We start from the raw sequence: 25,617 nt of genomic DNA on the forward strand, positions 1-25,617 counted from the left end.
TAAAACCCAAGCTATAAAAAAGAAGAAAGCAAAGAAGACCACACCTTTTATATAACCAGCATTTCGAACTTTAAGCCAAAATTCTCTTTGAGTTTTTTGCTCCGTATGACTGAGCAAATAATCACAATGCGGGCACCTGTTTCCTAAGTACATAATCAAATTACAATTAGGACATCTCGCTGATGGTTTAAATTCGGACATATCCATAATAGTAGGCTTCTCAGGCTTCATAACTTCCTTTATTCGTAATAATTATTGTTTTGCTAAAACAAGTTAAGCTTAAAAACTTAAAAAAAGTAACCATTTATAGATTCGGCTCTGATAATTTCACCATTTAATAAAACTCTAGCGAGCATTAGTCATCGTTCCACAACGACTGCCAGTCTTTATTTAATAATGCGCTTACATCATCACCTGGGATTGGTTTACTGAATAAATAGCCCTGAAATAAATTACAGCCTAGGTTGCGCAAAAAGGTAAGCTGTTGCTTAGTTTCAACGCCTTCTGCGACGCATTCTTTACCTAAGCTTTTCGCCAATGCAAGCGTTGACTGAATAATCGCTTCATCGTCACTATCTATACCAATATCGGTTACAAAACTACGATCAATTTTCAGTACATCGATCGGAAAGCGCTTTAAATAGGTGAGTGACGCATAGCCTGTACCAAAGTCATCCATATATAAGCGACAGCCTAATTGTTTTAGCTTTCTCATGCTGGTTAACGCTTGTGGGGAGTCATGCATAAGCACTGATTCTGTAATTTCAAACACCACAGAGCTGGCTGATACATCGGCATTAATTAGCGCACTGCGAATTTCATCAACTAAATTTTTATACTCAAAATCCAGTGCAGACAGGTTAATAGACACATACAAGTCAGGCTTTTGTAACTGCCATTGCTTAAGTTCAATCAATGCTCTAGCTAGGGTTTGCAACATAATTTTTGTTATCAAACCAATACTCTCAGCAGCAAGCGCAAACTCTTGTGTTTCATAGCTGTTATTTTCTGGCCAGCGCAGCAATACTTCCAGCCCTTCGGCCTGATGAGTTTTAGCATTAACAATCACTTGGTAATGATTACAAAACGCATGATTTTGATAGGCTTGAGTTAATTGTGATTCTAAATGCAGTGAGCGTTGTACATGCTGATTCATTTCTTGTTTGTAAAATTGATAACAACCTTCCAAGCTCTTTTTCGAATGATACAGTGCAATATCAGCCGCTTTAATTAAACTTTTCGCACTGAGTGCATCATCAGGCGAAATCGCCACGCCAATACTTAAACTGACACTAATCGCTTGATTGTTAATAATGATGTTGTCATTCAAGCTAGCCATCAACTTAACGCACAGTAAAACAACCTCTTCGATTTGTTGAATGCCCTCGACTAACAGCATAAACTCATCACCACTAAAGCGGGCTACACTGTCTTTCGCCTGTACACGCGATTTGATCCGCAGTGCCACCGCCTTTATTATCTCATCGGCAGCTTCATGCCCTAGTGAGTCATTAAAATACTTAAAGCGTTTGATATTAATATTGAGTAACGCAACTTTTAGGTTTTGGCCTTTTGCCTGTTCAAGTGCATGTTCAACTCGATCATTAAATAAAGTACGATTTGGTAACCCCGTTAAACTGTCGTAATTTGCTAATAAGAATAATTCATTTTCAGCTAATTTTTGGGCATTAATATCAGTCAGAATAACCACATAGCTTTCTAAGCGTTGCTCCGTATCAGCAACCGCACTAATTTTAATAAGCACATGACGCGGCTCGCCATTCGCCAAGCAAACAGTATCTTCTGCAGAAAAGTGTTCGCCAGCTTGCAACTCCTTCATTACACGTAAATAGTTAACTCTTACAGCACGACTTAATCCTAAGTGTAATGAGCAGCTAGAACGATAATCAACAGGAAAGTTAAATGCGCTCTGCAGTGCTTTGTTGGTAGCTAAAATACGTAAACTTTTATCTAGAATAAAGACCCAATCGCGGGTTTGCTCAAATGCTGCGCCAAATAAACGGGCATGTTCTTCAAACACTAATTCACGAGTCATATTAGTATAAGTGCCGGCCACTTTCTCGGGTGTACTTCCTTGCCAGGCAACCACTTTGCCAAAGTCTTTATACCAGCGCCAATAGCCTAATTTATGGCGTAAACGATAGGTGCAGTTAAAATAGCCTTTTTCGGTGGATAAAAATTCTAACCATTCGATACGAAAATGTTGTTTATCTTTAGGATGTATTTTTGCTAAATAATCATCCAAATTAACCGATTCAACATCATAACCCAGCTCATTTTTAAGTCGTGGTTGATAAATGATTGGACTTGAAGATTGCCAATCCCACACCCCTGAACGACTGCCCTCTAATGCTAACTTTAAGCGCGCTTCACTTTCTTGGCTTTCTCTGTGGGCTGCTAATAATAATTGCTGGATTCGATTACGACGCATTATCCAAGCTGCTACTAATCCAAAAAATACCAGTGCGTAAAGCACTATAAACTGAGGTGCGCGCCATAGCGGGTATTTAACCACAATATCCAGCACTGCCGGTTGTGTGTAGTCGCCAGTAAGCGGATCTTTAGCCCAAATTTTTAGTTGGTATTTGCCGGGGTTAAGTTTTGGAAATAGCACTCGGTTATTATTACGGGTATAAGATTTTTGCCCATCAGAGAGTTGATACTCATAAATAATACGTTCCTGATAATTAAATGCCATTGCCGAAAAAGCCACTTCAAGACCTATATCGTCGTGCTCTAAGGTGATTGTTTTTATAGGTTGCTTAAGATCCGTAGATAATTCACGAGACATCAAATCAATGCTGGTTATATTTACGTGATCAATTAAACCATGCCTAGGGTGATTATCATTTGGGTAAAAATAACTAAACCCTTTTAACGTACCATAGACTATTTGGCCAGTTTTTAAACGCGTAAATGCACCACTATTAAACTCGGTAGAGACCAGTCCTTCTGAAGTTGTAAATTGCTGAAAGTGTTTATTTTCTGGATTTAATCGCCATATTCCTTTATGACTACTCATCCAGATCATTCCAGCATCATCTAACACCATATCGTACAATAAGGTGCCGAGCTTATTTTTATCTAAATCTATGGTATACAACAGCTTGTAATTCGATGCATCAAGACCAATTAAGCCAAAATTCGATAACGTGATCCACAGCACATTATTATTATCAACAATATAAGACATTACATTAACGGCTACATTTTCGTGTTGCTGTGGCACTGTATAGATTTTTGTTAAAGCAAATGAGTTTGGATCAACCTGATAAAGCACCCCTGCATTATAAAATAACGGGGAGTCAGGTTTGGTAGATAAAGGCGGTAAGAAACCATAAGCTAAAAACGGTTCAAACTTTTCAAATTCACCACCTAAAGGAGTGATCTTTTGGCTGTCGATATTATAAACAAACATGCCATGATCAGAATGAACATAAAATAATTCACCATTTGCCATCAATACTGAGCCATGTACCCACCCTGTGATCAGGTGTTGCTGGCTTGGGTCGGCTGTTGTCGCTGGAAAAATTTCATAGCTATGCGGATCAAAACTAAAAATCCCGCGATTTGTACGCAGCCACAATTTATCTTTATAGGGAGAAATAGCGTAGATATTAAATTCAGTGGTAAACAAATCAGCTTGATAATCTTTTAAAAACACTTGCCCTTGATTAGTTTTTAAATCAACCGCAGTTAAGCCATTATGGGTTGCTAGCCAGAGTTTATCTTCATACTCAGTTATGCCCCAAATTGAAGGGTGCGATAAACCATCACCAGAGAGCATACTGGCATTAACATTTTCAAAATGATAATTATCATAAGGTAAATAAAATGCCCCATCACTTTTAGTCGCTGTCCACATAGCGCCGTTACTATCTTTGACAATATCGATAACACTTGGATCTGCTAGTGAGTATTTACTTTCTTTTACTCTATTATTTTTAGTCAGCTCACCGGTATTCAAATCGAGACTAAATAAACCTTTATCGGTGCCTAAATCAAGCACCCCATGGTCATTTATTATTTTCCAAATATTAAGATCATTCAATATGGTTTTATTTTTAAAAGGCACATCTGGGCGCTCAAACATACTCGGTAAATCACTAATATCAACTTGATATAAACCACGTACGGCCCCCACTAACAGTTGCTCATTTTCGCCTATTGCAAACGACTTTATATAATTTTGATATACATGGTCTGGCTCAGTGCTTAAATGCTCTAATTTTCGGTATTGCCCAGTTGCTATATGATAGACATATGCGCCAGTACTGGCGGCAATAAAGATATAACCTTTGTAATGTAATAAATCGCGGATCACGGTATTACGAGTGCGCTCTGGTAATTCAAAAATAGTCTCAATTTGGCCCGTCGCTAAATCAAGGCGAGCAAAATCCCAACCGCGACCAATCCATAATGACTTATTATCGGTGGCAACCATACTAAATACGGACTGACTTAAAACTTGCTCTTCAGTGGTAGGTTTTGATAAAAATTGTTGGTAACTATCGGTACTTGGATCATAGCGAAATAGCCCTGCAACTAACGAAGCAATCCAAATATAACCATCAGGGTCTTGATATATAAGGTCAATAATTGCTTCATCTAGTTCACCATTAGGCCCTGCAATATGTACAACCTGATAGCCATCGTAACGATTTAAGCCCCCTTCCGTCGCTAACCAAAGATAGCCGCTTTTATCTATCAACATGGTACTGACATAGCTTTGTGATAAACCTTCACTTGGCGATAAACGTTTTACCTGCGCCATAGCAACTTGGCTAGCAACAACTGAGGCGGCTAACAAAAAGAATATACTAGCCTTAAACCATTGACCCATTTAAATTTCCACGTAGTTGTTTTAACTAATTATTTTAACTAGCACTGCATAGCTACGATATTTCGTTGCTGATAGACAGTAAAGAGTGTATCCAAAGGTGACGGCAATGTTAACACAAAGTTAAACCCAATTGATTGATAAAAATCAGCTAAATGCGTATAAGCAAATGTATAAACGAGTGAGTTTTGGTTAGATAAGGTATGTATTAGTAGCTGTTTGGCAAGTCCTTGACCACGCCAAGCAGGTGCAACCAGCAAGGTAGACAAAAACAAATAATCACTGCGATTTTGAATTCTGCATGCCGCGACAATAACTAAGTCATGATAAACAACCCACACTTGATCTTGTCTGGTTGCCCGACCTCGGGCTTTATATTGGCTGTAAAACTTATTCACTAAGGGGGTTTTAATTGGCTCTAGGCATTCAAAACGCAATGCCGTCATTAACTTTGCATCGTCGCTAAATATTGTTCAAATTGCTGCTTCAAAAACATCTGCTCTGCCACTGGGCGACTATGAATTGTATTGTATATTTGCTCACGAGTACTCTTACCACGCTTTATTTGATAAGCCCAAAACGATGCCTCGTAATCCAATTGAATTTGATATTTTTGTTCACGAGGTAGTAAGCATAAGTTAAACGACATAAATTACCAGTTATTACTAATCATATTAATGCCCAGAGTATAACAAACATTTGCCTAAAAGAGTCACGGCTAAACTTGCGCTTTTTAGCTTTTAAACGTAGATTGGTGGCGTTTTTAGTCCTAATATGGAAACGCTGTGATTAAGTGCTTTTTTTCTCTCATATTGCTCTGTTATTTACTAACGCCACTGAGCACTATAGCAAACACACAACATATGCTATTTAATCGCCCAGCCGATACCCCACAGGCTCGCTATGTTATTGAGCTGATGACCCTTGCATATAAAGAACTTGGCTATGATGTACATATTATTGACTTTAATCACCAAAGCGCTTTATCTGCAGCGAACAATGGCACGCTTGATGGCCAATTAGGGCGAGTGGCCAGTATCAGTCAACAATATCAAAACTTGCATCCGGTTAACTTTGCGCTATTTGAGTTTAACCTTGTGCTATTAAAAAACTGCCAGCAATGTACATTTGAGCAGCTAGACAATATCGCCATTCAAGTTGGTTATCCTGCAGCGCAGAGTTACCTTAACGAACACCCTTTTATTGGTGACATTATTAAGGTGAAAAGCGTCACTGCTCAACTTAATTTACTCACTCAAGGTAAAGTACAAGGTGTAATTTTACTCGACTTTTTATTATCGACTAAACACCCTCAGTTTAATATTAAGCAATTTCAAACTGAAGTACTGGCACCGATAAAAAGCTTTCACTTTTTGCATTCACGCCATAGCGCGTTAATACCTAAGCTTGAAGAGCAACTGCATAAACTCAATGAAAATGGCACAATTCGTTTACTCAGGGCTAAACATCATCTTGATTAAAAACCAAAATCCCCCTGCTCAGGTACTGCTGGCTTAGCGCCAAGTGCTTGGCGTTTTTGCAAGTAACGCTTATAACGTTGTTGACACAAACTGATGACTTGCTTTTTTTCTACGTTTGAAAATGAATTCCAACCAAAGCGCTCCTCCCGACTTCGGTAGCAGCCTTTACAATAGCCTCGGTTATTTACCTCGCAAATGTCTTTGCAAGGACTTGGAATTTCAAAAATTTCAATTTGTTGCATAGCAAACATCAGTCAATATACACAACTTTATTATAGCCCGTTTTTTAAACGAAAAAAAACCGTAACTTAATTACGGTTTTTTGAAGATGTTTTACATTGGTTACTGGCCGCTTTCGCTACTTTTAAACTCAACTTTACGATGAAATGGCTTAGCGTACATTGCTAACACCAGTGGTTTTAGCTCATCTGGCACACGCGCCAGACGCATCTCAAATGCCTGAGCGTCGGCTTTATCAATCACCGCTTGTTTACAACCACCCGCAATGTAGTTCCCAGGATGTAAAAAAAACGAATCAATAATTTGCTGATCAATGGTTTTTGCCAGCTGCTCTGGTGATTCACACCCTTCTTCAATTGGTTGCCCAAATGCTAAATGAACATGCCCTTTGGCGGTACTAAAACCTTCAACAATACTGGCAATATCTTCACCCGCTGACTTAACGTATTTACCATGATGTTGCTTATGATAAAGCTCTTTGGCTTTGGCTGTTGCGCAAGGTTCATATTGATATGAAATTGATACTGGTACAATTTTTAGCTCGCGTACATATTCAGCAAACTCTTTCTTTTGCTTACGACCATTAAGCTGCAACATTTTAAGTAGCGCAGGATCTGTTTGATCAAAGCCATCTTTAGCGCGGCCTTCTTTTTGTGCAATCCAAATTGAATCACCACCAGCAAGCGAATCGTAAATATAAGCTGAAAGCTGCGATAGTGCTCTAAGCATTTCTTTTGGCGCTTTAACAGAGCGCTTAACAATAAAGCTTTTATTTAAACGCATCAGTTCGGTGATATAAGGGATTTGCAGTAAGTTATCACCGATGGCGATACGGACTGTCTTCATTTTATGGCTGAATAAGCCCCAATTAATTAACGCAGGATCAAGTACGATATCGCGATGATTTGAGATAAACAAATACGCTTGCTTTGGATCAAGTTGATCCAAACCAGAAAAAGTCACCTCAGTTGTGGTGCGTTTTACCAGCTGTGCTAAATACTTAGCAACGATTTGTTGAACTTGCTCAACACTGTTGATAGCGCCCCACTTTTTACGTAACTGATACTTTACCAATGCTCTAGACAGCAAAGGTACAGCTGATAAAAAACGCGGTAAGTTATATTTTGCAACTACATCAATAAACGCATTATCATCAATCAAACGTGCAACCGAAGCGGCTACTTCATCATCATTGTAAGGTCTTATATCTGCGTACTTGTCCACTGGCTCACTCATTACTGCATCTTTAAAGTTAAAAAAACGGTGCGCTCATGCGCACCGTTTATATTCTATAGGCGATTATAACTCAGACAACCTAAAATGCGAACTAAGTCATTAATTTGGTCCATTGTTTATATTTTATAACCGCTAAAAATCTATTTAATAACATTCAATTATGCAATGCTCTTACCAGTACTACGGTATTTACTAAGCGCTCCTTTAAGAACTAAACGCACCATTAACAGCGCTAAAATAGTACCACAGAGAAGGGTTAGCCAATGTGGTAGCACTTGATGTTCTTCACCTAATAATGGTGTAACAACAAAGCCAAATTCAGCCACTAAATAATCAGTTAAAAAGCCAAATATTAAAGCAACCCCTATTACACCAACTAAATAAGCAACTACTGCACGTTTACCAAGCTCATTAGCAACCACGCCAAGCGTTGCGACATTCGTGGCAGGACCCGCAAGCATAAACACCAACACCGCCCCCGGCGATACACCGCTCAATAACAAACCAGCTGCAATCGGCGTTGATGCGGTCGCGCAGATATACATGGGAATACTAATCACGATCACCACCAGCATAGCCAAAATACCACTGCCCCATTGGCTTAAAAATGACTCTGGCACATAAGTTTGCACTAAAGCTGCAAAGAACAAACCAATCATTAACCACTTCATAGTGTCTGATAGCAATTTGTTACAGCTAAAACTCACTGCCTGTTTCATCTTTTGCCATTGACTAGCTGGTGCTGCACTTGTTGTATCGCAACAGTTAGTCTTCTCTTCGACCACTGCTGATTTCGTTGAACAACAACTTGCCTTCTCTTCGACCACTGCTGATTTCGTTGAACAACAACTTGCCTTCTCTTCAGCCGCTGCTAATTTCGTTGAACAACAACTTGCCTTCTCTTCAGCCACTGCTGATTTTGTTGAACAACAACTTGTTGTAGCTGCTCGCTTTTGCTCATTATTAACTTCACTAGAGTGATCTGTAGTTTGCGTTTTTTCAGCATCACTCCCCACTAAGACACCTGCGACAATAGCACTACAAATCGCCGCTATTGGACGAATTATTGCCATAAAAGGACCGAGTAGCACATACGATACCGACACCGAATCAACCCCAGTTTCAGGAGTCGATACTAAAAACGCAGTGGTAGCACTTTTTGAAGCGCCAGCACGTCTTAAACCAATTGCAGCGGGTATTACACCGCACGAACACAACGGCATTGGCGCACCAATTAAAGCAGCTTTCACTGTGGTCCAAAAACCTTCTTTACCTAAATGTTTATTTAAAAAATTTGCCGGTAAATACACATTTAATAACCCGGCAATGAGTAAACCAAGCATTAACCAAGGGGCAGATAATAAAAATAACTGCCAAAAATTATTGAGTAAGTCCATCGATGTCCTCCAAAGTGGTTAATATTGAACAGTTATCTGCGGGCTCTTGTCCGCCACAGCACTTATCAGCTAACACGGATAATGATTGATGAAAACGTGTTAATTCAGCAATGCGCTCTGCGACTAAGTCACGCTTTTGTATTGTTAAGTTTTTAACTTCATGGCAAGAATGCTGATGTTTTTTAAATTTAATTTGTAATAGTTCTTTGATCTCTGCCAAGCTAAAGCCAACATTTTTAGCACGCAAAATAAACTTCATTTGCTTTAATGCAGCTTCACCATAATCGCGATAACCGGCCCCGGTTCGACTTGATGGCGTTAACAAATTATGTTTTTCATAGTATCTTAGGGTATCTGTAGAGACACCCAACTGATTAGCAAACTCACCTATTTTCATCTGTGTCTCCAATGAGTGTATTATCAACTGATGCCAAGTATAAACCTTAGAGTACACACCAAGGTCAAGCATTAAAATTATTTTATTTAATAAGGAAAGCGCATGAATATTACCCTTCTCGATACTGCCACATTAGCAGGCACATCACTTGAGCCTTTTCAAACACTTGGCAATTTCACTAGTTATTCACTAACCAGTCCAGCACAAGTATTAGCGCACAGTGCAGGCGCTGATGTATTGATCACCAATAAAGTGGTACTTAATCGCGAAACACTGGCAAAACTTCCTGAATTAAAGCTCATATGTGTAGCCGCAACTGGCACTAACAATGTTGATTTAGTCGCCGCTAAAGAGTTTGGCATTGCAGTTACCAATGTGGCCGGGTATTCAACACCTTCGGTTGTACAACATACCTTTGCACTGATCACAAATTTACTGGGTAATACTCACCGCTACATTGCTGATTGCCAACAAGGGTTATGGCAACAAAGTGAGATGTTCTGCCGCCTTGATTACCGTTTTAATGATATTGGAGGTAAAACTCTGGCAATTATCGGTTATGGTTCGCTTGGTAAAGCCGTTGCGGATGTTGCACGTGCTTTTGGCGCCAATGTAATTATCAGTGAGCGTAAAAACCAAGTAACTAGAGAGGGCCGAACAGAATTTTACCAGGCAATAACAACAGCTGATATTATTAGCATTCACTGCCCTTTAACCGATGAAAGTCGTGATCTGATTGGTACTGCTGAACTTGCTATGATGAAACCCAATGCCATTTTAATTAACACCGCTCGCGGTGGTATCGTTAATGAAGCTGATTTAGCCAACGCACTGAGCAATAATCAAATTGCAGGAGCGGGATTTGACGTATTAAGCAAAGAACCAGCTGCGCTGGATAATCCATTGGCTGCTTATCGTGGGGATAATTTAATTCTGACTCCACATATTGCATGGGCCAGTGAAGAGTCAATCATTCGCTTAGTAAAGCAAGTCAGCTTAAATATTAGCGCATTTAGCCAAGGTGAAAGCTTAAATAGACTGGTCTAATCAACTAACTTTTAGTTAGTTACGCTATACAAGGTGGTTAAATGTAATTTACCGCCTTACAAAAAAACCTAATATATTGATTTTAAATAATATAAAACATTGGCCAGTTCTTTGCTTACTAATAGACAAATTAAAATCAATATTTAGTATCAGGATAAAATAATGAAAAAAGTACTTTTAATTGCCGCGCTTACAGCCCCTCTTCTTACTGGTTGTGTAATTGCAGTATCCGATGGTGAAGCAGAAACGCATTGGGCTGGTAATAGTTCGAGCTGGGAAGAACATCATCAATTTAATCGTGAAAGCATCTCGGGGCTCACTTTAGATACCAGCTATCAAAATGTATTAAATAAATTAAAAACTCCCGACTTTACAGAATTATTAAAAAAAGACGGTGATGTATACCAAGTACTATTTTATGCCACCCATAGTATTCACTCTGACGGAAAAATGACAAAAGATGAATGTACTCCACTGGTCTTTAAAAACGAAAAACTGATTGGTGTGGGTGATAGTATTTATAATTCACTTAGCGCCATTTAGACACAAAACTAAAGCAGTAAAGAGTGGAGCATATTCACTCTTTATTTGCTGTAATAACTGACTTTACTAACTTGCGTCAATAACTCGAGCGATAATTTTATCGCGACCACTATCTTTAGCTTGATATAAACCTAAATCGGCTTCTTCAAGTAATATATGCTCAGCATAAACTTGACCAAACTCAGTTGTAGCAACCCCAATACTTATCGTAATGTGAGCGGCATTGAGTGATGCTTTATGCGGTATAGCAAGCGCATTAACAGCATCTCTGAGTTTATTAGCAAATTCCAATGCCTCGTACTGGTTGATGTCGGGTAATACTGCAGCAAATTCTTCACCGCCGTAGCGCGCAACAAAGTCAGTACCTCGCTCACACGCTGCAACTAATGCATGTGCAACACGTTTAAGGCAGTCATCCCCGGCACGGTGGCCATAACAATCGTTGTAACGCTTAAAGTGGTCTATATCTATTAATAGCACCGATAACGGTGTACCAGCTCGACGGCTGCGACGCCATTCTCGCGATAAGCTTTCATCTAAATAACGCCGATTAGGTATTTCTGTCAGCCCATCAATTGAGGCGAGCATTTCTAACAAATCATTTTTTTGCTTGATCAATAATTGATTACGCACTCGTGCACGTACTATTGCGGGACTAAATGGCTTAGCAATATAGTCCATTGCGCCTAATTCAAACCCTTTCGCTTCATCATCATGGCTTGTATTAGCTGAAATAAAGATAACTGGAATAGCGTGCGTAGTTGAATTTTCTTTTAACTGAATTAATACCTCATAGCCATTAATGCCGGGCATTACAATATCGAGTATAATTAAGTCAACCGCCGTTGATTTAACAAATGTCAGGGCTTTTTCACCACTTTCAACTAAAAATATTTCGTGATCATTCGCTAATGTTTTTTCCAACACTAATCGATTTAATGGGTCGTCATCAACGATCAGTATTTTGGCTTTCTTCAACATTTACTGAGCCTTGTATTTGAATGTATCTATTTACTTGTACTAATTCGAACTCTAACTGACTCAGGGATATTTGCCCTACGTCTGGTGTCTTACGTAGTCTACTTTCTAATTGCTGAGCGGTAGCACTTAGGCGATTAAAGCCAAGGTTTCCTGACACACCTTTAATACTATGCACTAATCGTTCCAACGCTTTTGTTTGCATCGGCACTTTTAATTGCTGCAGATGGCTTACACACAACTTAGCAAGTTTACCCAACATAACCCGTAGTAAATCATTATGGCCCGAGAATTGTTCTAATGCAAAAGAATGATTATAAAAAACAGCGCCGGTAATTTTCAGCTCATTTATCGCCGCTAATAACGTCGCTGCAACTACTGGTTTTGTTAAATGTTTATTCATACCCACTGCAAGTGAGCGTTGCTCGTCAGCTGCTTCACAATGCGCAGTTAGCGCAAAAATAGGTAATTGCTGTTGATCATAACGTTGTCGCAATAAAGCGGTTGCTTGCAACCCATCGACTTCTGGCATTTGAATATCCATTAAGATCAGATCAGGCATGACTTGTGCAACCAAATCTATCCCTGCCATCGCCGAATTTGCTGTCATGACATTAATATGTGCTTGGCTTAAGATATTACTAATAATATCTAAATTAAGCTGATTATCATCAATAACTAACACTAGTAAGCCCGCAACGTTGAGTTTACTCTCTGCCGTTGTCAGATTTACATCAGGGCGTTTAGATACCGGCTCAACTTGCTGTATTCGTTGTACTAATGCAGAACTTTTCACGCTGCACATTTGCATACCTTTAAGAGTAGGCAGCGGAGTATTTGGATCATTTTTAACAACATAAAGCTGCGTGTTATTACTCATCAATGCTGTTTTTATATTGTCTCGCGTTATTACTCTCGGTAGATCAACGTCATTAATGATGATCCGCTGATAATCTGCTAATACAGCGTGGTCTGTTAATTCAGCTAACTCAGAAAATTCTAGCGGTTTTAATGGCGCTAATGCGGCAGGTAAATTAATTCCCCGCTCAGAATGAATCACTAAAGTATTGTGCCAGGCGATAGGGTCGATTTGAGCGGCAACATTAAAGGTTATAGTAAAGAAAAACTCACTACCTTGGCCTTTATTACTGACAACTTTAATTTCAGCTCCCATTAATGCCAATTCGTGTTTGACTATAGCGAGCCCTAGACCAACACCTTGATGGGTGCGAGTGAGTGATTCGTCGCCTTGCGTAAATGCGTCAAATAATCGACTCTGATCAGCTTTATCAATACCGATCCCGGTGTCAATCACTTTAAAACACAGGGTTTGTTTTGTTGGCGTCAATTCAACGGCTGTTATTTTCAAAGTGATACTGCCATGTTCAGTAAATTTCACGGCATTGGTGAGTAAATTACCGAGCACTTGCTGTAAGCGAATGTAATCGCCGACTAACTGCGGAGCAATTAGCGGATCAATATCGATATTAAAAGCCAAATCTTTTTGCTGGCAGAGCCCTATTAATACACTCTCGCAGCTGTCAACAAGTGCAACTACAGCAAAATCAACTAAGTCTAATTGCACTTGGTTATTTTCGATTCGCGCAAAATCAAGCATTCGATTAAGCATGGTTAATAAACTTTGCGCAGCATTTTTTGCTTGAACTGCATGCTGTTGCTGCTGCGCTGTTAAGCCTTGCTGAGTTACCATATCAATAAGGCCTGTCACAGCATGCAGTGGCGTGCGTATTTCATGGCTTAAGTTAGCAATAAACCGACTTTTGGCCTCGGTTGCCCGCTCGGCATCTTGTTTGGCCTGAGTCAATGCACTGACATCTTGAATATGAATAACATAATAGTAAGGTGCTTGTTGCTCATCCCATACTAAAGAGACGCTCAGCTGCCACCAGCAATTTAGCTCTTCTTGTCCTAAAGTAAGGTGGTAAACTTTCTTTTTCTCACTCAGCAATAAAGCTAAAAGCGTTGCTATTTCTTGCCACTGTTGCTGTGGAAATAAATCCACTAATAATAAATCCTGCTCAGTTTTATCAATCTTAAAAATCTTTCGCGCAGTTCGATTAAGTTGTAATACGGTCTGTTCAAGTGAAAGTAAAATCACTCCATTAGCAGCATACTCTATGGCGCTGCGAAACTTAGACTCTGACGCTTTTAATGCCAAAAGAGCTTGTTGTTGAGCAGTTATATCCCGGCCAATCCCCATTGAACCTAGTAACTGATTTTGATCGTTATAAAATGGCGCGATGGTTAATTGAAATGTTTGCTGCTGGGTTTCAAGACGTTGCTCAGCTTTAGTTTTTGTTGTTAAAACTTGTTGCTCTAATTCGCTGATCTGACCATTATCATCACTAATATCACATAACTGTAAGCCAACTAACTGCTCTTGCTCAAGACCTATGTATTGTTCATAAGCACGATTGCATCCTAAGAATGAGCCATCAATGTTTTTAAAATAAATAAGATCTGGCACACTATTGAGCATAGTATTCAATAATGCTAAGTGGCGTTCTTTAGCCTCATAACTGCGCGCGAGTTCACGGGTCTTTATTTTTACTTGGTCATCAAGTTCACTATTTGCCTGCTGCAATGAGTTTACCAACTGCTGATTTTTGTTAAGCACCCACTTAATTCGGCTAAACCACGGCTGCCAGTTTGCTGGTATATGATAATTTGAATAATCTTTATAATGCTCCTCATTTTGCTCAAGATACGCCATTAAATATGTCATGGGTTTCACAAAAATACGCTGGCTTAACCATAACAAGGTACTGAACATCATCACTAAAAACATACTCAAAAAAGTAAGTTCAATTAATACATCAGTTACAATCGGTGAGGCTAATTCATCATGTGATGCAAAATAACCCGCATAAATTGGTAGCTGCTTTTGCGCTTGTAAAAGAGTGAGATTACCCTGATTATCTAATTCTGCTAATGACGCTTTAGCTGAAGGCCAATACTCCGCTAATGGCGTGTCTTCTTCAATATCGTAAAGTGAGCTGATAATGACGTGCTGCGCACTATTTAAAAATATATATTCGCCACTGCGCGGCGATATTTTTTTTAGCCATTGCGATACTGCCGATAAGTCATAAATCAAAATAATATAATCTTCACTGCCCTGCTCACGCGCACGCCCTATTGATAAGTAGTTTTTACCAGCCACCTCTACTATCGCACTTGATGTCAGTGAATTGTCAGCCAGTGCTGGGCGCAACTGGCCATCCAATACTTGAGTTAACATTAGGCTATCTTCGTCACGACGACGTTTTATATAAACAAAGCCTTGCTCATTAACATAAGCAACTGCCGATAAGGATTGAATTAACGATAATGCGGTATTAAAAGCAGGTCCCAAGGCGATCACTTGCTGCCATTGAGCTATCGCATTAGGAGTGGTTGAAAACTTACCTTGCCCGACAATTTCACCGCCTCCATCAGGGATTTTTCGGTAATAATAATTCTCTTGCTGATTAATATCTTCAAGCCATTGCGGCTCAAATTGATACGACAAAGGTTGCTCGTATAAAGAGAACAGTGTGTTGATCAAGCCATCAGCACCATTCATAGCATGCTCAACTTGCGCTGCTATATTGGCAAAATCCGCTTCACGTTTAGCAACGGCGCGATCTAATTTAATATTATATAAGTGTAAACATAATAGAAAAGCCACCAGCAGCGGCACAATAAGTGCCACAGCCAGTGAACGATAGTAATGTTTTAAAGGTAGAAAATTCAATCTACAATCCGATGCTTGGCGCTAAATTTGTCAACAAGGTTAGCGAGCCAAGTGGGACTGCGCAAGTTATAAATTTTCTTCCGCAAACGATGCTAAACGGCTTCTCACCACACCATTTAAGTTAACCGTGGCGCTGCCTTCAAAATCTTTGAAGCGCTCCACAATATAAGTTAAACCAGAAGTAACAGGAGTTAAGTAGTTACTATCTATTTGCGCAAGGTTACCAGAGCAAATTAACTTAGTACCTTCACCACAACGGGTAATAATAGTTTTCAGCTGTGAGGCGGTAAGGTTTTGGCTTTCATCTAAAATGACCACGGCATTTTGAATGCTGCGACCACGCATAAAGTTAACTGATTTAAACTGTATGTTTGCCTTTTCCATAATATAGTTACGGCTTGAAATAGGATTTTCGTCACCTTTGTGTAATACCTCTAAGGTATCGGTGATCGCAGCTAACCATGGTGCCATTTTTTCCTCTTCGGTACCTGGTAAAAAACCGATCGACTCAGCAATTTCAGGAGTATTTCGGGTGACAATTACCTTATCGTAAATACCTTTTTCAACCACCATTTCTAAAGCACAGGCAAGCGCTAGTAATGTTTTCAGGTATTATAATTTTAAATTAGACATACCGACCGACTGAGCGTAATCTTTATTTTTAAATGATTTTTAAAATCAATTACTGCATAAAAGGGTCTAACGGCGTTATCAAAATGAATAAACAAAATAAAAAAAGCATCCTCAGCAGAGCCGCACCAATTTTTACACGCTTAGCCCCTCTAGGTAGTTTACTCCGATGCTGTCTGGATAACTCAAAATGGGATGATGAAAATGTAAAAACAGAGTCAAAAGCTAGCTATGACCAAAGGCTCTCGATTTCCAAACTTTTGCCCTTGATTTTAGAGGATTGTAATAATTCAAGGCATTTGCTAAAACTGCTGAATTCTGACCTGAACAAACTAACGGTCAAAGATGTTTGGTTGGGCTTTAAATCAATTGAGTTATTGTTATTATCAAAGTTCTCGCATAACAAAGCATTAGCCTACAGCCGAAATTCAAGATACTTTCTAAAGGAGCATAGTCCCAAAAATGTTCAGGAGCTGTTCCCTGAAGCATATAGACCTTCCGTTCTCGGCCATATCGATTCTTATAAACCTAATTCGAAGGTTGGACTATTTGAAATCAACATTACTAGTAGTTTTGGAAAATTTTACATTGATCCTGATTTTTACGAACACTTATTTGTTGAAGGGTCAATTTTGGTCGATTTAATAGGCCAACTTGCGGTGAGTTCAGAAGCAATACCTCTAAGCGACATGAGGATTCTCCGAACAACATTGAATAAAATCAATTACTGGGGTACTAACAGCCCAACAATAAAGTTATTGAATCAATCATCTGCCACTGTGAATGCAGAGAGCCTGTTAGAATCTATTAGAAGTTTTGAAAAAGAGTTGTATCTCAATTCACAAGATAAGCGACCAGAGCTAGTTAGCAGTCAATTTAGAAAGTTACTGTTTACTTATGCTTTTCCTAACAATCCTGAACTTGCAGAATTAAAAGGCACGTACAAATCGGTATTTAATGCCAAAGGAACTCTCAACTTTATACCTAGTTACACTATTAATACGGATTTAGGTCATTTTAAGATTGATACATTTCAAATACCCACAGTTGCTAAAACTGATGGTATTGCAGCTAAAAATTTATCCATCCTAGAGAAGCAAAGCTTTAAAAATCCTATACATCAGCAAGATATAAATAACATATTTGAAGTCTTGAAAGCTATTGAAAAACACGATCTGCAAAACGCCCATTTTGTGTTATCTAGACCTAGCGCTTTAGCTTTGCCATTTCATATAAGAAAAGCTTTCAAGGAAATAGAAACGTATATTACTTCCAACTTTGTGCATAACGCCATTGAGGTGTTCTCATTATTCCTGCGATTTGTATCAATAGACACAACACCAACGAAAAATGGTAAGCCCTTTGGAGATATCTCTTATCAGCCAGAGTATGCTCCTAAAGCGGAATCAATTTCATTTCAAACAGTTTCAAAAAGCAATGGAAAGAAAAATTTCTCTTCAACGTCAATAAATATCACTAAGATAAAAAAAATTTCGTCGTCTGATGGAATACTATATAAAAGCTTAATTAAACTGAAAAAAGAATCCGAAAATAAACCAGTAACATTAACCACGCTGAGAAACTTAAACCTGACGTTGAATTGCATTATTAATACAGCAAGCGACAATGATTTGATATGTGATTTGCTGAATAGCCCAATAGAGCATTTAAATCAAAGAGATTTCAGGTTAGCCTTTAAGCAATTGGAAGATATTATCGACGAACAAGATATATCTATTAAGTCCAATAAAAGCCAATCATTAAGAACATTTCTAAGCAAATATGCTGGAAAAATTAACAACAAAATAGCAGTCAAAAACTGTGGATTTAATTCTCGGTTCAAGGCATCAAAAGAAATTAACGCTCAGAAGCTTATTGAACCAATTGATTATAATGGTGACTTACTTCCGAGTCCGACACAAACCCAACATCTTTCACTTGTAGAACTCAAAAAGTCAATCAATGACTATTACCAAAAACCAATAAATCAGGTTTTGGAGGCATGTAAGAAAGAGATTCAATCTTATAAGGGACTGCTAAGTAAATACGAAAAATACAGTCAAAAAGATGAAGAGGGACAATACAAGATTAGATTTCCAGAAGCGTTAGCTGATCTTGTTAAGCTAGATCAGGGAAGTCAAAAACGTGACAACCGCAAATTAAGTGACAGTATTTTAGAGTCGTATTCAAGTGAAATGGTCTTAGCGTGTTACACGAGAGCACAACATGAAATGGGGACTGTAGGAACGATTTACTGTACAAACAAGAGTAAATTAATACCTAAGGAAGTAAAGCATTGGTTTAGCCTCACAGGCAAAGGGTTTAGTGATTTATTTTGGTTTGAATTGCTACTGCCAAAGAACGTATTGTTAGCATGTTTTCTTCGATTGGTTGTTAGGACAACTTGGAATAAAGACGCTATCGCTCAACTATCTACTAAAGACATTCCTGAGACTATACCTAATGACGAATATAAGATAACGGGTTTTAAAGATAAGGTTGGTAAACCTACTAGTGAGGTAAAAATTGAACCTCATGAAAAAGAAATTAATGAAACCATTGCTTTACTCATTCAGCACAACCAAAACATGAGAATGTTGGGTTTTACACCTGATGCTATTTGGGAAACTCCGAAATCAACTAATCTGAGCTTCCTAAACTCAACTTTGGCACAATTCATAGAGCATTATCAGCTTCCTCGCTTCTCTATTGAGCTTTTGGCTAAGCACATGATCAATCTAAGAAAAGGAATTGATGGTGATCTATTCAAATCACAACAAGAAAGAAACCATGCATCGAGTCGAGTGACTGCTAGCTACCTTACTCACCCAATAGCATTAGTGGAGTACGAAGCAAATAATGCTGATTTTCAACGTAGGTTTGAGACTACGGTTCAATTTCGCCATGATGAAAATAAACTAGAAAAGTACGGTTTCGCTAAAACTAACATTGACGAAAATTTATTGATCGCGTCGAACAATCTAGATGATGAAAACCTGCCTGATTGGTTCTTATTACCTGATGGTTCTTCTTGTATGGATATTTTCGCCAATGTCGATAGATCGAAAAAAGATTCTTTTTGTAAGGGAAGAAAGTGTCACTCAGAAGGCGGATGTGAGTTTAATCGAGTTGAAATAGGGGTAACTGAATTCACCCATACATTACGTCAGCAGGCATTCTATATAAGTCGTGGAGAACACCTACTGAATAAACGTGGAAAAGAGTATTTTGACGAGTATATAGCGCCAAGTATGAGGTTTACATTTGGCTTAGTGAAATATGTAGAGTACACCAACCCTGTGCTGTTTAATAAAGCCAAGGAGGCAATGAATGATGAAAGGTAACCTTAAATATCAATTCATTGATGAAACGTCCGCCAAATCATTTTGGTCATCACACAAAGACCAAATGATAGAAAACGCAAAAGGATTAGTTCTAACGGATGAAAAGCTATCTATTCAAGGCACCGAACTACATTATAGGGCTGTAGTTGAAGGGAAAGAGCAAACAGGCTCAATAGACTTGGCTGAAGTATGGATTCCGGGAGCCATTGGCTGGCAACATCCGATACCACTTTTGCTTCATAAAGATTACGTCAAAGCAATAGTTGATGTTGTAGATAAGTATGCTAACAATGCTAAGCACACCATTTCGTTTGCCAAAACAGGTGTTATTTCTCAGTTTAATATTGCTTCCCAGTTCGTAGAGTATTTTTGCCTTAATGGGCATATACATTTATCACACATCACTAAGAAGCATATTGAGGGACTTAAAAGTGTACTTAAGAGAGGTGGTATACCATCTATGTTAAATATTCCTCAACGTCTGGAGAGCTTTATAGATAAACTAATTGAGGAAGATAATTTAGAGCCATATTTAAGAAGAGATGATAGAAGCAAAAACGCCAAGGTTAAAGGCATTCAAATACCCAAACTAGCAAAAGCTATTGGCTGTGTGAGTTTAGCTAACCAAGTACCTAAAAGTATCTACCGAAAAATTTACCATCACTTACAAGAGAAAGGTGTTACGGTGAGACAGGAATTTGGTCAGAAAGGTATTGAAACTGGAGGTCAACCGAGTCAAAAATCTTTCGGCAATTGGTTTAGTATTTGGAACCAATTCGCAAAATTAGATACTGCTGATCAGCTACAAATAGTACCTTTTCCTGAACCATATAAATTATCTAAAGATTTAGGAAAGCAAGCCGGTAGAACAGGCAACCTTGATGTTGAAGATGTTGTGAACTTACTAGGAAGTTCACACCAGTGGCTTTACGAAATATCTTCCATATTAATTTCATTGGTAAAACAGGTTTGTAGAGAAAAAGACAAGTTGTTGTCTGATGGGGTTTCTGAAGATTATATTCAAAGAACATTGCTTCCAGAGTTTGTTGGCAAGTCTAGTAAAGCTAGAGAACTAGAAAAGATGCTTTCAATAGAGATACATAAAACCAGCTTAGATTCTTCAAGAAGCAATCCTAATGCTTACTCTCTTACTGAAATAATCACTATGCTAGTGTCTTCATGCTATGTTGCATTGCAAACATATAACTGTAGGCGTCAAGCCGAGATTCAAGATCCTGTAATTGGTGTACAAGAAGATCTATTTATTTGTAAGAGTAAAAAACTTAATTGGTATCAGGCGTGTTTATACAACGAAAAGAATAATGAGCGCCGTTGGTATACATTGAACAATAGCAGCACAAAAGCTATTCAAATACTGAGCAAACTAAAAAAAGCATGGAATGGAACACATGCTGAAGGATTGTTCGTTGTACCGAACTTTACTATCTCGCAAAATGGTCACTTCAATCACTATAAATTTAATTTCAATAAAGGTAAAGATTCCCGAATTTCTGGCAACATGTTTTTAAAGTTGACTCTTGGAACTAGTGATATTCCCACTGGCAGTCAAACATTCAGGCGCATCTATGCCATTATCTATCATTACCAGTTTAAAAATGCTGATTTGCTAGCGCTGTGTCATCAGATGGGACATGTAGACCCAGATAACACAACTGTCTATGTCACGGAACCTGCGGCACGAGACCAGCATGAACAACTTCATCATAAGGTTAAGCTAACGAAGAATGAAAAAACAGAATCTACCATTGCCATTCAGGAAGAGAATAAAGCGCTGGAAAAAGTGATAGAAGAAGTCGGTATTGAAGCCACTGCAAATGACATTTTGACTCTATTAATGGGAACGGAAGAGATGGCAGGAAAATATACTGCATATCTCAAAAGGGTTTATCGCGTACTCCAGAAAAGTGTTAGTTTTAATAAGATAACCAACGAAAACTATGGTAGTGACTTTGACGATCTTTCTCCTGAAGATAAAAGTGAAGTTATGGCCAAAATGCTCGATGAAAAGGGACATAAACATCGCCCGAAGCCGCACGCAACTTGTCATCGCAGAAAAGGAGAAGCTAAGAAACATGCCGAGCCTTGTGAGCCAATTAAATGTGCAGGCTGTCCTTATCAGGAGGTAAAACAAGCACAATTAAACATAATGATAGACGATTTGATTGAGCTAAAAACCATTCAATCTGATATATCCAAATTACCAATTGAGCGTTTTCGAGCCAATGAAGATATAGCAAACCTTTCTAAACTGATAGAGGTACATGAACGCTCAATGGAAAGAAGTAAGACCTTGTTTATAAAAGGAGTATCGAATGGCAAGTGATAATTCAAAGATAGAAAGACAGCGTGCTGAAGCCTTTGAACGCTTAGAGCAAAAAATAGGTATTCTTGAAAAGTGGTTGGATGAAGGTATTCCATACAAATTAGCTGATGGTAACAAACAGCTTGATGATAAGGGAAAGTTCCTATTGGAGTACTTTCCTACTAGTGTTCGAGGGCTTCGTTTATGGAATGGCACACAAAACAGTAAGAATGTGGTCAATGAGTACATGATACCTCACTATCAAACGTCAGATGCTACATGGAAAGCTGCGTCGTTCAACACGAGAATTCGTGTTGAGGGAGCGGACGATAAATTAAGTCTATTTGTACGCCTAAAAGAAATTGCACTGATTCAAAGAAGCAATAAACAAAAAACAAAAATCCAAGAGCTTGAAGAAAAGCTGGAGCTAAGTGAAACCAATAAACAAGGTTTGGCCACTGAACTTATACAACTGAGACTTGATAATAAATTTCTCGAAAGCGAATTAAGAAACGCAGAAAACAAGCTTCAAGGTGTCCAAGAAATAATGCGTCAACAACTGGAGTTTGAAGCAAAGAAATTAAGGCAGTTAAATAACGAAGAAAAAGCGTTAGCCATTACAGTAAACAAGCTAAAAGAATTGTTACATAGGCATAGTATTGATTACTCAGACATAGAAAAAGAGACCTCAGTCATTACCTTTCCCGGAGTGAAAAGTAATGACTAAAGAGAAAACTCTTTCGGCCAAAGAGAAAGGTAAATTAAATGCAAAGAAAATCAGTGACTGGTTAAAGACAGAACCAGCCATACCTATTTTCCAGCAAAAAATTAATAAGATTGCTATTTGTCGAATGCATCAAATACCGAAATCGACGATAGAGACAAACCCAGATCTTCGAGACTTATTTGCTAAAGGTGGGCCTATTGAAAAATTAGCAGCTAAACAGAAAAAGCTGCTTAGTGAAAATTCAGAGCACGCTAATTCAGAAACATCGCCTGATTCTACGCCCGAAGCCACTGAAGAACTAAAGGAAAAAATTGACGCTCTCCAGCGCAGGTTAGATTCAATAACATTAGACTTGGCTTCAGAAGAGTTCCTAATATCGACTGGAAGATACATTCCTAAACTCTACTCAGGACAGGGGAACTCTTGATGACGTTATCGAGTATTAGTTTTAATGATAGTCGAATTGACTTAATGGGAGTTGTTACTCACATAATCCATACCGCTAGAGATAATCGTGGTGTTTCTGCAATTTTTCAAATTAAGGTTAAAAGAACCAAATTCGTCGTTGTTGCAGAATTCGGTTCGATGAAAAGCTTCCCTGATGTTGGGGATATTTGGTTAGTTACGGGTGAACATAAAACAGATAATACCTACGGCTCTCAGTTCAAAGCAGAAAAGGCTCACAAATTACTGCCTGACAAAGATACCCCTTTAGATGTTTTGGCAGACTTCTTGGTATTTGGTACTGCTTTCACCGGTATCACTCGTTACTACGCAAATAAGCTTGTAAGGGTATTCGGAAATAACCTTTACTCTACTTTGGAACATGCTTCAATAGATGAACTGACTGCGACAAAAGGCATGAATTTATCTAAAAGTATTGCTCATAACCTTTTAAATAGCTGGACTAAATTAGCTGATGAAAGCGAATTAATAGAATACTTTGATGCGAAAGGATTTCCTCTAGAACTAGTTGAAACTGCACGTCAATTATTTGGTAAAGACGCAATCGAACTGTTAAATAAAAACCCTTATTTACTCTATCCGATAATATCGATTAAAGCTCCTAACAGACACTGGAAGGAACTTGATCGCTCAATAAGAAAAAGCTTTAATATTAAGAAAAGTGATCGCCGCAGAGCCATATCATTTATTGAGTCATTACTATATTCCGCATACCGTGAACATGGCCACATGGCATTACCAATTGGAACTATAATTGATGCATTGGAAGAATCTAATATTAGCTTTTCTTTGAATAGCATTAATACACAAAGTGATGAGTTTCAAACGCTTTGCTTGAACAAGGATAAAAGTAAGATTCAGATTTTAGGGCATAGTGCCATTGAGGGAACCATAAGTTTTTTGCTTAATAAACGCGTTTCATTAGGAGAAACTGATCAGGCTTTTAATACAGCAGAAATAGATATAGTACTAAGCAAGAGTGAACTTAGCTTGGAACGAATGACTGCACAGCAAATCAAAGCTATAAGTAATGGACTAACTAAAACGCTATCTTTTGTCGATGGCCCTAGTAATTCAGGGAAAAAACTCATCATCCAAGTCATTGCTGAAGTGCTTCTTAACAATGGCGAAAACCTCTGGTTAATATCATCCCCGTCAGGAGATGACGGAGAGTATCTATCAGGGATTGGGAAGGAGTCTGTTAATACCTTTATCAATAATTCATCAAAAAGGAATAAGGCTGATGCATTAAAAAATTCAATTGTTGTCGTTAATGATGCACATACGATTGATGCTTTAATGTTTTATAAATTGCTTAAGTGCCTACCTTTGAGCGCACGGTTATGTTTTGTAGGTGATCATCGTAAACTGCCACCCGTTGGTCCCGGCTATGTGTTTGGTCAATTAATATCAAATAAGTCTGAATTGATTACCCATTTGAAGCATCAATACGGCTGTGCGCCCGATAACTTACTTACTCATATATCTTCATCTCTTCTGGTCAAAGGAAATGATGAAATAAACAAACTTCCTTCTGCTAATTTTACAGAGATTCAGGATGTTAGTATCTACGAGACCAAAGAAACATCTCAAGAAATTTTAAGCAATATCGCTGCTAATATCTGGCTAGAAATGTATTTAAACTTTAATAAATCATATCAATTAATTTGTGCTCATAGTGCTCTTTGTGACCAAATCAATAAGCACGTTCAGCAACTAAGATTTACTAAGAAAAATGTTATTAGTTTTACTAGCAACGAACAAACTTACTACGAAGGCGAGCAAGTAATTTTTATTAGGAAAAACCAATATCTCAAAATTCAGTCTGGGCAAATGGCGATAGTGCATAAAGTATACGACGCCCCCATTTTATTACGAGGTCGAGAATGTGTTTTAAGCATCAAAGTAAATCATAAGCTATTGGAGTTAACGAAAGACGATCTTGAATGTTTAAGTCTTTCCTACGCGATCAACGCTTATAAAGTTCAAAGTTACAAGTTTGAAAATACGATTCTCGTATTGGATAACTTTTATTTGATTAGTAAATCGTGGCTTTACACCGCTATTAATGCGAGTAGAAGCAGTCTTATATTTATTGGAGATCGAGATGCTCTAAATAAAAAGTTTAATTCTACTGATTTTAATCGTGCTCGATATTTTGGTACTCCACTAGAGTTAGTTGGTTAATATA

The 25,617-nt window shown here is 38.3% G+C and carries 17 protein-coding genes and 1 pseudogene; 8 read left to right on the top strand and 10 right to left on the bottom strand.

What is annotated here, in order from left to right; all coding sequences use genetic code 11:
- Window positions 1-355: 355 nt before the first annotated feature.
- Genes PSR9079_RS09475 through PSR9079_RS09485 form a run of 3 tightly spaced genes read right to left on the bottom strand, consistent with a single transcriptional unit; the run spans window position 356 to window position 5,510 of the window.
- Window positions 356-4,864, bottom strand: coding sequence for an EAL domain-containing protein (locus PSR9079_RS09475; protein ID WP_149981283.1), 4,509 nt, complete (start codon window positions 4,862-4,864; stop codon window positions 356-358).
- Window positions 4,865-4,902: 38 nt separating this feature from the next.
- A complete protein-coding gene (locus tag PSR9079_RS09480) occupies window positions 4,903-5,307 on the bottom strand; it encodes a GNAT family N-acetyltransferase (protein WP_149981284.1) in 405 nt (134 codons plus the stop codon).
- Window positions 5,307-5,510, bottom strand: coding sequence for a DUF3283 family protein (locus PSR9079_RS09485; RefSeq protein WP_064667173.1), 204 nt, complete (start codon window positions 5,508-5,510; stop codon window positions 5,307-5,309). The genes PSR9079_RS09480 and PSR9079_RS09485 overlap by 1 nt, the downstream gene beginning before the upstream one ends.
- Window positions 5,511-5,724: 214 nt before the next feature.
- On the opposite strand from PSR9079_RS09485, the gene PSR9079_RS09490 reads away from it, so the two are divergent.
- Window positions 5,725-6,342 carry a type 2 periplasmic-binding domain-containing protein gene (locus PSR9079_RS09490; RefSeq protein ID WP_149981285.1) on the top strand — a complete coding sequence of 206 codons (618 nt, stop codon included), beginning with the start codon at window positions 5,725-5,727 and terminating at the stop codon, window positions 6,340-6,342.
- Here PSR9079_RS09490 and PSR9079_RS09495 read toward each other — a convergent pair.
- The 4 genes from PSR9079_RS09495 to zntR all read right to left on the bottom strand — a co-directional run bounded on the left by PSR9079_RS09495 (window position 6,339) and on the right by zntR (window position 9,612).
- The gene (locus PSR9079_RS09495; protein ID WP_149981286.1) at window positions 6,339-6,584 is read right to left on the bottom strand and encodes a DUF1289 domain-containing protein; all 246 of its coding nucleotides are present in this window, start codon (window positions 6,582-6,584) and stop codon (window positions 6,339-6,341) included. The two genes, PSR9079_RS09490 and PSR9079_RS09495, sit on opposite strands and share 4 nt — an antisense overlap.
- Window positions 6,585-6,684: 100 nt before the next feature.
- Window positions 6,685-7,818, bottom strand: coding sequence for a 1-acyl-sn-glycerol-3-phosphate acyltransferase (locus PSR9079_RS09500; RefSeq protein WP_149981287.1), 1,134 nt, complete (start codon window positions 7,816-7,818; stop codon window positions 6,685-6,687).
- A 158-nt stretch (window positions 7,819-7,976) separates the two neighbouring features.
- Window positions 7,977-9,215, bottom strand: a complete 1,239-nt coding sequence (locus tag PSR9079_RS09505; protein ID WP_149981288.1) for an SO_0444 family Cu/Zn efflux transporter — start codon at window positions 9,213-9,215, stop codon at window positions 7,977-7,979.
- Window positions 9,199-9,612, bottom strand: coding sequence for a Zn(2+)-responsive transcriptional regulator (gene zntR / locus PSR9079_RS09510; RefSeq protein ID WP_149981289.1), 414 nt, complete (start codon window positions 9,610-9,612; stop codon window positions 9,199-9,201). Before zntR ends, PSR9079_RS09505 begins: the two co-directional genes overlap by 17 nt.
- A 102-nt stretch (window positions 9,613-9,714) precedes the next feature.
- On the opposite strand from zntR, the gene PSR9079_RS09515 reads away from it, so the two are divergent.
- On the top strand, window positions 9,715-10,659 hold the full coding sequence (locus tag PSR9079_RS09515) for a D-2-hydroxyacid dehydrogenase (protein WP_149981290.1): 945 nt from the start codon (window positions 9,715-9,717) through the stop codon (window positions 10,657-10,659).
- Between the two features lie 162 nt (window positions 10,660-10,821).
- Window positions 10,822-11,202, top strand: a complete 381-nt coding sequence (locus tag PSR9079_RS09520) for a DUF3192 domain-containing protein (protein WP_149981291.1) — start codon at window positions 10,822-10,824, stop codon at window positions 11,200-11,202.
- A gap of 66 nt (window positions 11,203-11,268) precedes the next feature.
- Here PSR9079_RS09520 and PSR9079_RS09525 read toward each other — a convergent pair whose 3' ends face one another.
- The 3 genes and pseudogenes from PSR9079_RS09525 to PSR9079_RS09535 form a co-directional block, all read right to left on the bottom strand.
- The gene (locus PSR9079_RS09525; protein WP_145234892.1) at window positions 11,269-12,183 is read right to left on the bottom strand and encodes a diguanylate cyclase; all 915 of its coding nucleotides are present in this window, start codon (window positions 12,181-12,183) and stop codon (window positions 11,269-11,271) included.
- A complete protein-coding gene (locus PSR9079_RS09530; RefSeq protein ID WP_149981292.1) occupies window positions 12,152-15,937 on the bottom strand; it encodes a PAS domain-containing hybrid sensor histidine kinase/response regulator in 3,786 nt (1,261 codons plus the stop codon). Before PSR9079_RS09530 ends, PSR9079_RS09525 begins: the two co-directional genes overlap by 32 nt.
- A 66-nt stretch (window positions 15,938-16,003) precedes the next feature.
- Window positions 16,004-16,543: pseudogene (locus PSR9079_RS09535) on the bottom strand (PhoH family protein); the annotation flags it as partial.
- 110 nt (window positions 16,544-16,653) lie between these two features.
- Here PSR9079_RS09535 and PSR9079_RS09540 point away from each other — a divergent pair.
- From PSR9079_RS09540 to PSR9079_RS09560, 5 genes are read left to right on the top strand one after another with little or no spacing between them, the layout of a single operon-like run.
- Window positions 16,654-19,911, top strand: a complete 3,258-nt coding sequence (locus PSR9079_RS09540) for a hypothetical protein (RefSeq protein ID WP_149981293.1) — start codon at window positions 16,654-16,656, stop codon at window positions 19,909-19,911.
- Window positions 19,898-22,255 (top strand): hypothetical protein, encoded by a 2,358-nt coding sequence (locus PSR9079_RS09545; RefSeq protein WP_246175524.1) that lies wholly within the window; start codon window positions 19,898-19,900, stop codon window positions 22,253-22,255. The genes PSR9079_RS09540 and PSR9079_RS09545 overlap by 14 nt, the downstream gene beginning before the upstream one ends.
- Window positions 22,245-22,961, top strand: coding sequence for a hypothetical protein (locus tag PSR9079_RS09550; protein WP_149981294.1), 717 nt, complete (start codon window positions 22,245-22,247; stop codon window positions 22,959-22,961). The genes PSR9079_RS09545 and PSR9079_RS09550 overlap by 11 nt, the downstream gene beginning before the upstream one ends.
- Entirely contained in the window at window positions 22,954-23,388 is a 435-nt protein-coding gene (locus tag PSR9079_RS09555; RefSeq protein WP_149981295.1) for a hypothetical protein, read from the top strand. The genes PSR9079_RS09550 and PSR9079_RS09555 overlap by 8 nt, the downstream gene beginning before the upstream one ends.
- Window positions 23,388-25,613, top strand: coding sequence for an AAA family ATPase (locus PSR9079_RS09560; protein ID WP_149981296.1), 2,226 nt, complete (start codon window positions 23,388-23,390; stop codon window positions 25,611-25,613). The genes PSR9079_RS09555 and PSR9079_RS09560 overlap by 1 nt, the downstream gene beginning before the upstream one ends.
- The last annotated feature ends 4 nt before the right edge of the window (window positions 25,614-25,617 follow it).

Source organism: Pseudoalteromonas rhizosphaerae (assembly GCF_902498845.1).
Taxonomy (GTDB): domain Bacteria; phylum Pseudomonadota; class Gammaproteobacteria; order Enterobacterales; family Alteromonadaceae; genus Pseudoalteromonas; species Pseudoalteromonas rhizosphaerae.

Bases quoted from the DNA above. Each gene is read 5' to 3' on its own strand.
- PSR9079_RS09555 (WP_149981295.1), top strand. From the start codon at position 22,954: ATGACTAAAGAGAAAACTCTTTCGGCCAAAGAGAAAGGTAAATTAAAT.
- PSR9079_RS09495 (WP_149981286.1), bottom strand. From the start codon at position 6,584: ATGCAACAAATTGAAATTTTTGAAATTCCAAGTCCTTGCAAAGACATT.
- PSR9079_RS09520 (WP_149981291.1), top strand. From the start codon at position 10,822: ATGAAAAAAGTACTTTTAATTGCCGCGCTTACAGCCCCTCTTCTTACT.
- PSR9079_RS09515 (WP_149981290.1), top strand. From the start codon at position 9,715: ATGAATATTACCCTTCTCGATACTGCCACATTAGCAGGCACATCACTT.
- PSR9079_RS09545 (WP_246175524.1), top strand. From the start codon at position 19,898: ATGATGAAAGGTAACCTTAAATATCAATTCATTGATGAAACGTCCGCC.
- PSR9079_RS09560 (WP_149981296.1), top strand. From the start codon at position 23,388: ATGACGTTATCGAGTATTAGTTTTAATGATAGTCGAATTGACTTAATG.
- PSR9079_RS09475 (WP_149981283.1), bottom strand. From the start codon at position 4,864: ATGGGTCAATGGTTTAAGGCTAGTATATTCTTTTTGTTAGCCGCCTCA.
- PSR9079_RS09540 (WP_149981293.1), top strand. From the start codon at position 16,654: ATGAATAAACAAAATAAAAAAAGCATCCTCAGCAGAGCCGCACCAATT.
- PSR9079_RS09480 (WP_149981284.1), bottom strand. From the start codon at position 5,307: ATGACGGCATTGCGTTTTGAATGCCTAGAGCCAATTAAAACCCCCTTA.
- PSR9079_RS09525 (WP_145234892.1), bottom strand. From the start codon at position 12,183: ATGTTGAAGAAAGCCAAAATACTGATCGTTGATGACGACCCATTAAAT.
- PSR9079_RS09500 (WP_149981287.1), bottom strand. From the start codon at position 7,818: ATGAGTGAGCCAGTGGACAAGTACGCAGATATAAGACCTTACAATGAT.
- PSR9079_RS09490 (WP_149981285.1), top strand. From the start codon at position 5,725: ATGCTATTTAATCGCCCAGCCGATACCCCACAGGCTCGCTATGTTATT.
- zntR (WP_149981289.1), bottom strand. From the start codon at position 9,612: ATGAAAATAGGTGAGTTTGCTAATCAGTTGGGTGTCTCTACAGATACC.
- PSR9079_RS09485 (WP_064667173.1), bottom strand. From the start codon at position 5,510: ATGTCGTTTAACTTATGCTTACTACCTCGTGAACAAAAATATCAAATT.
- PSR9079_RS09550 (WP_149981294.1), top strand. From the start codon at position 22,245: ATGGCAAGTGATAATTCAAAGATAGAAAGACAGCGTGCTGAAGCCTTT.
- PSR9079_RS09505 (WP_149981288.1), bottom strand. From the start codon at position 9,215: ATGGACTTACTCAATAATTTTTGGCAGTTATTTTTATTATCTGCCCCT.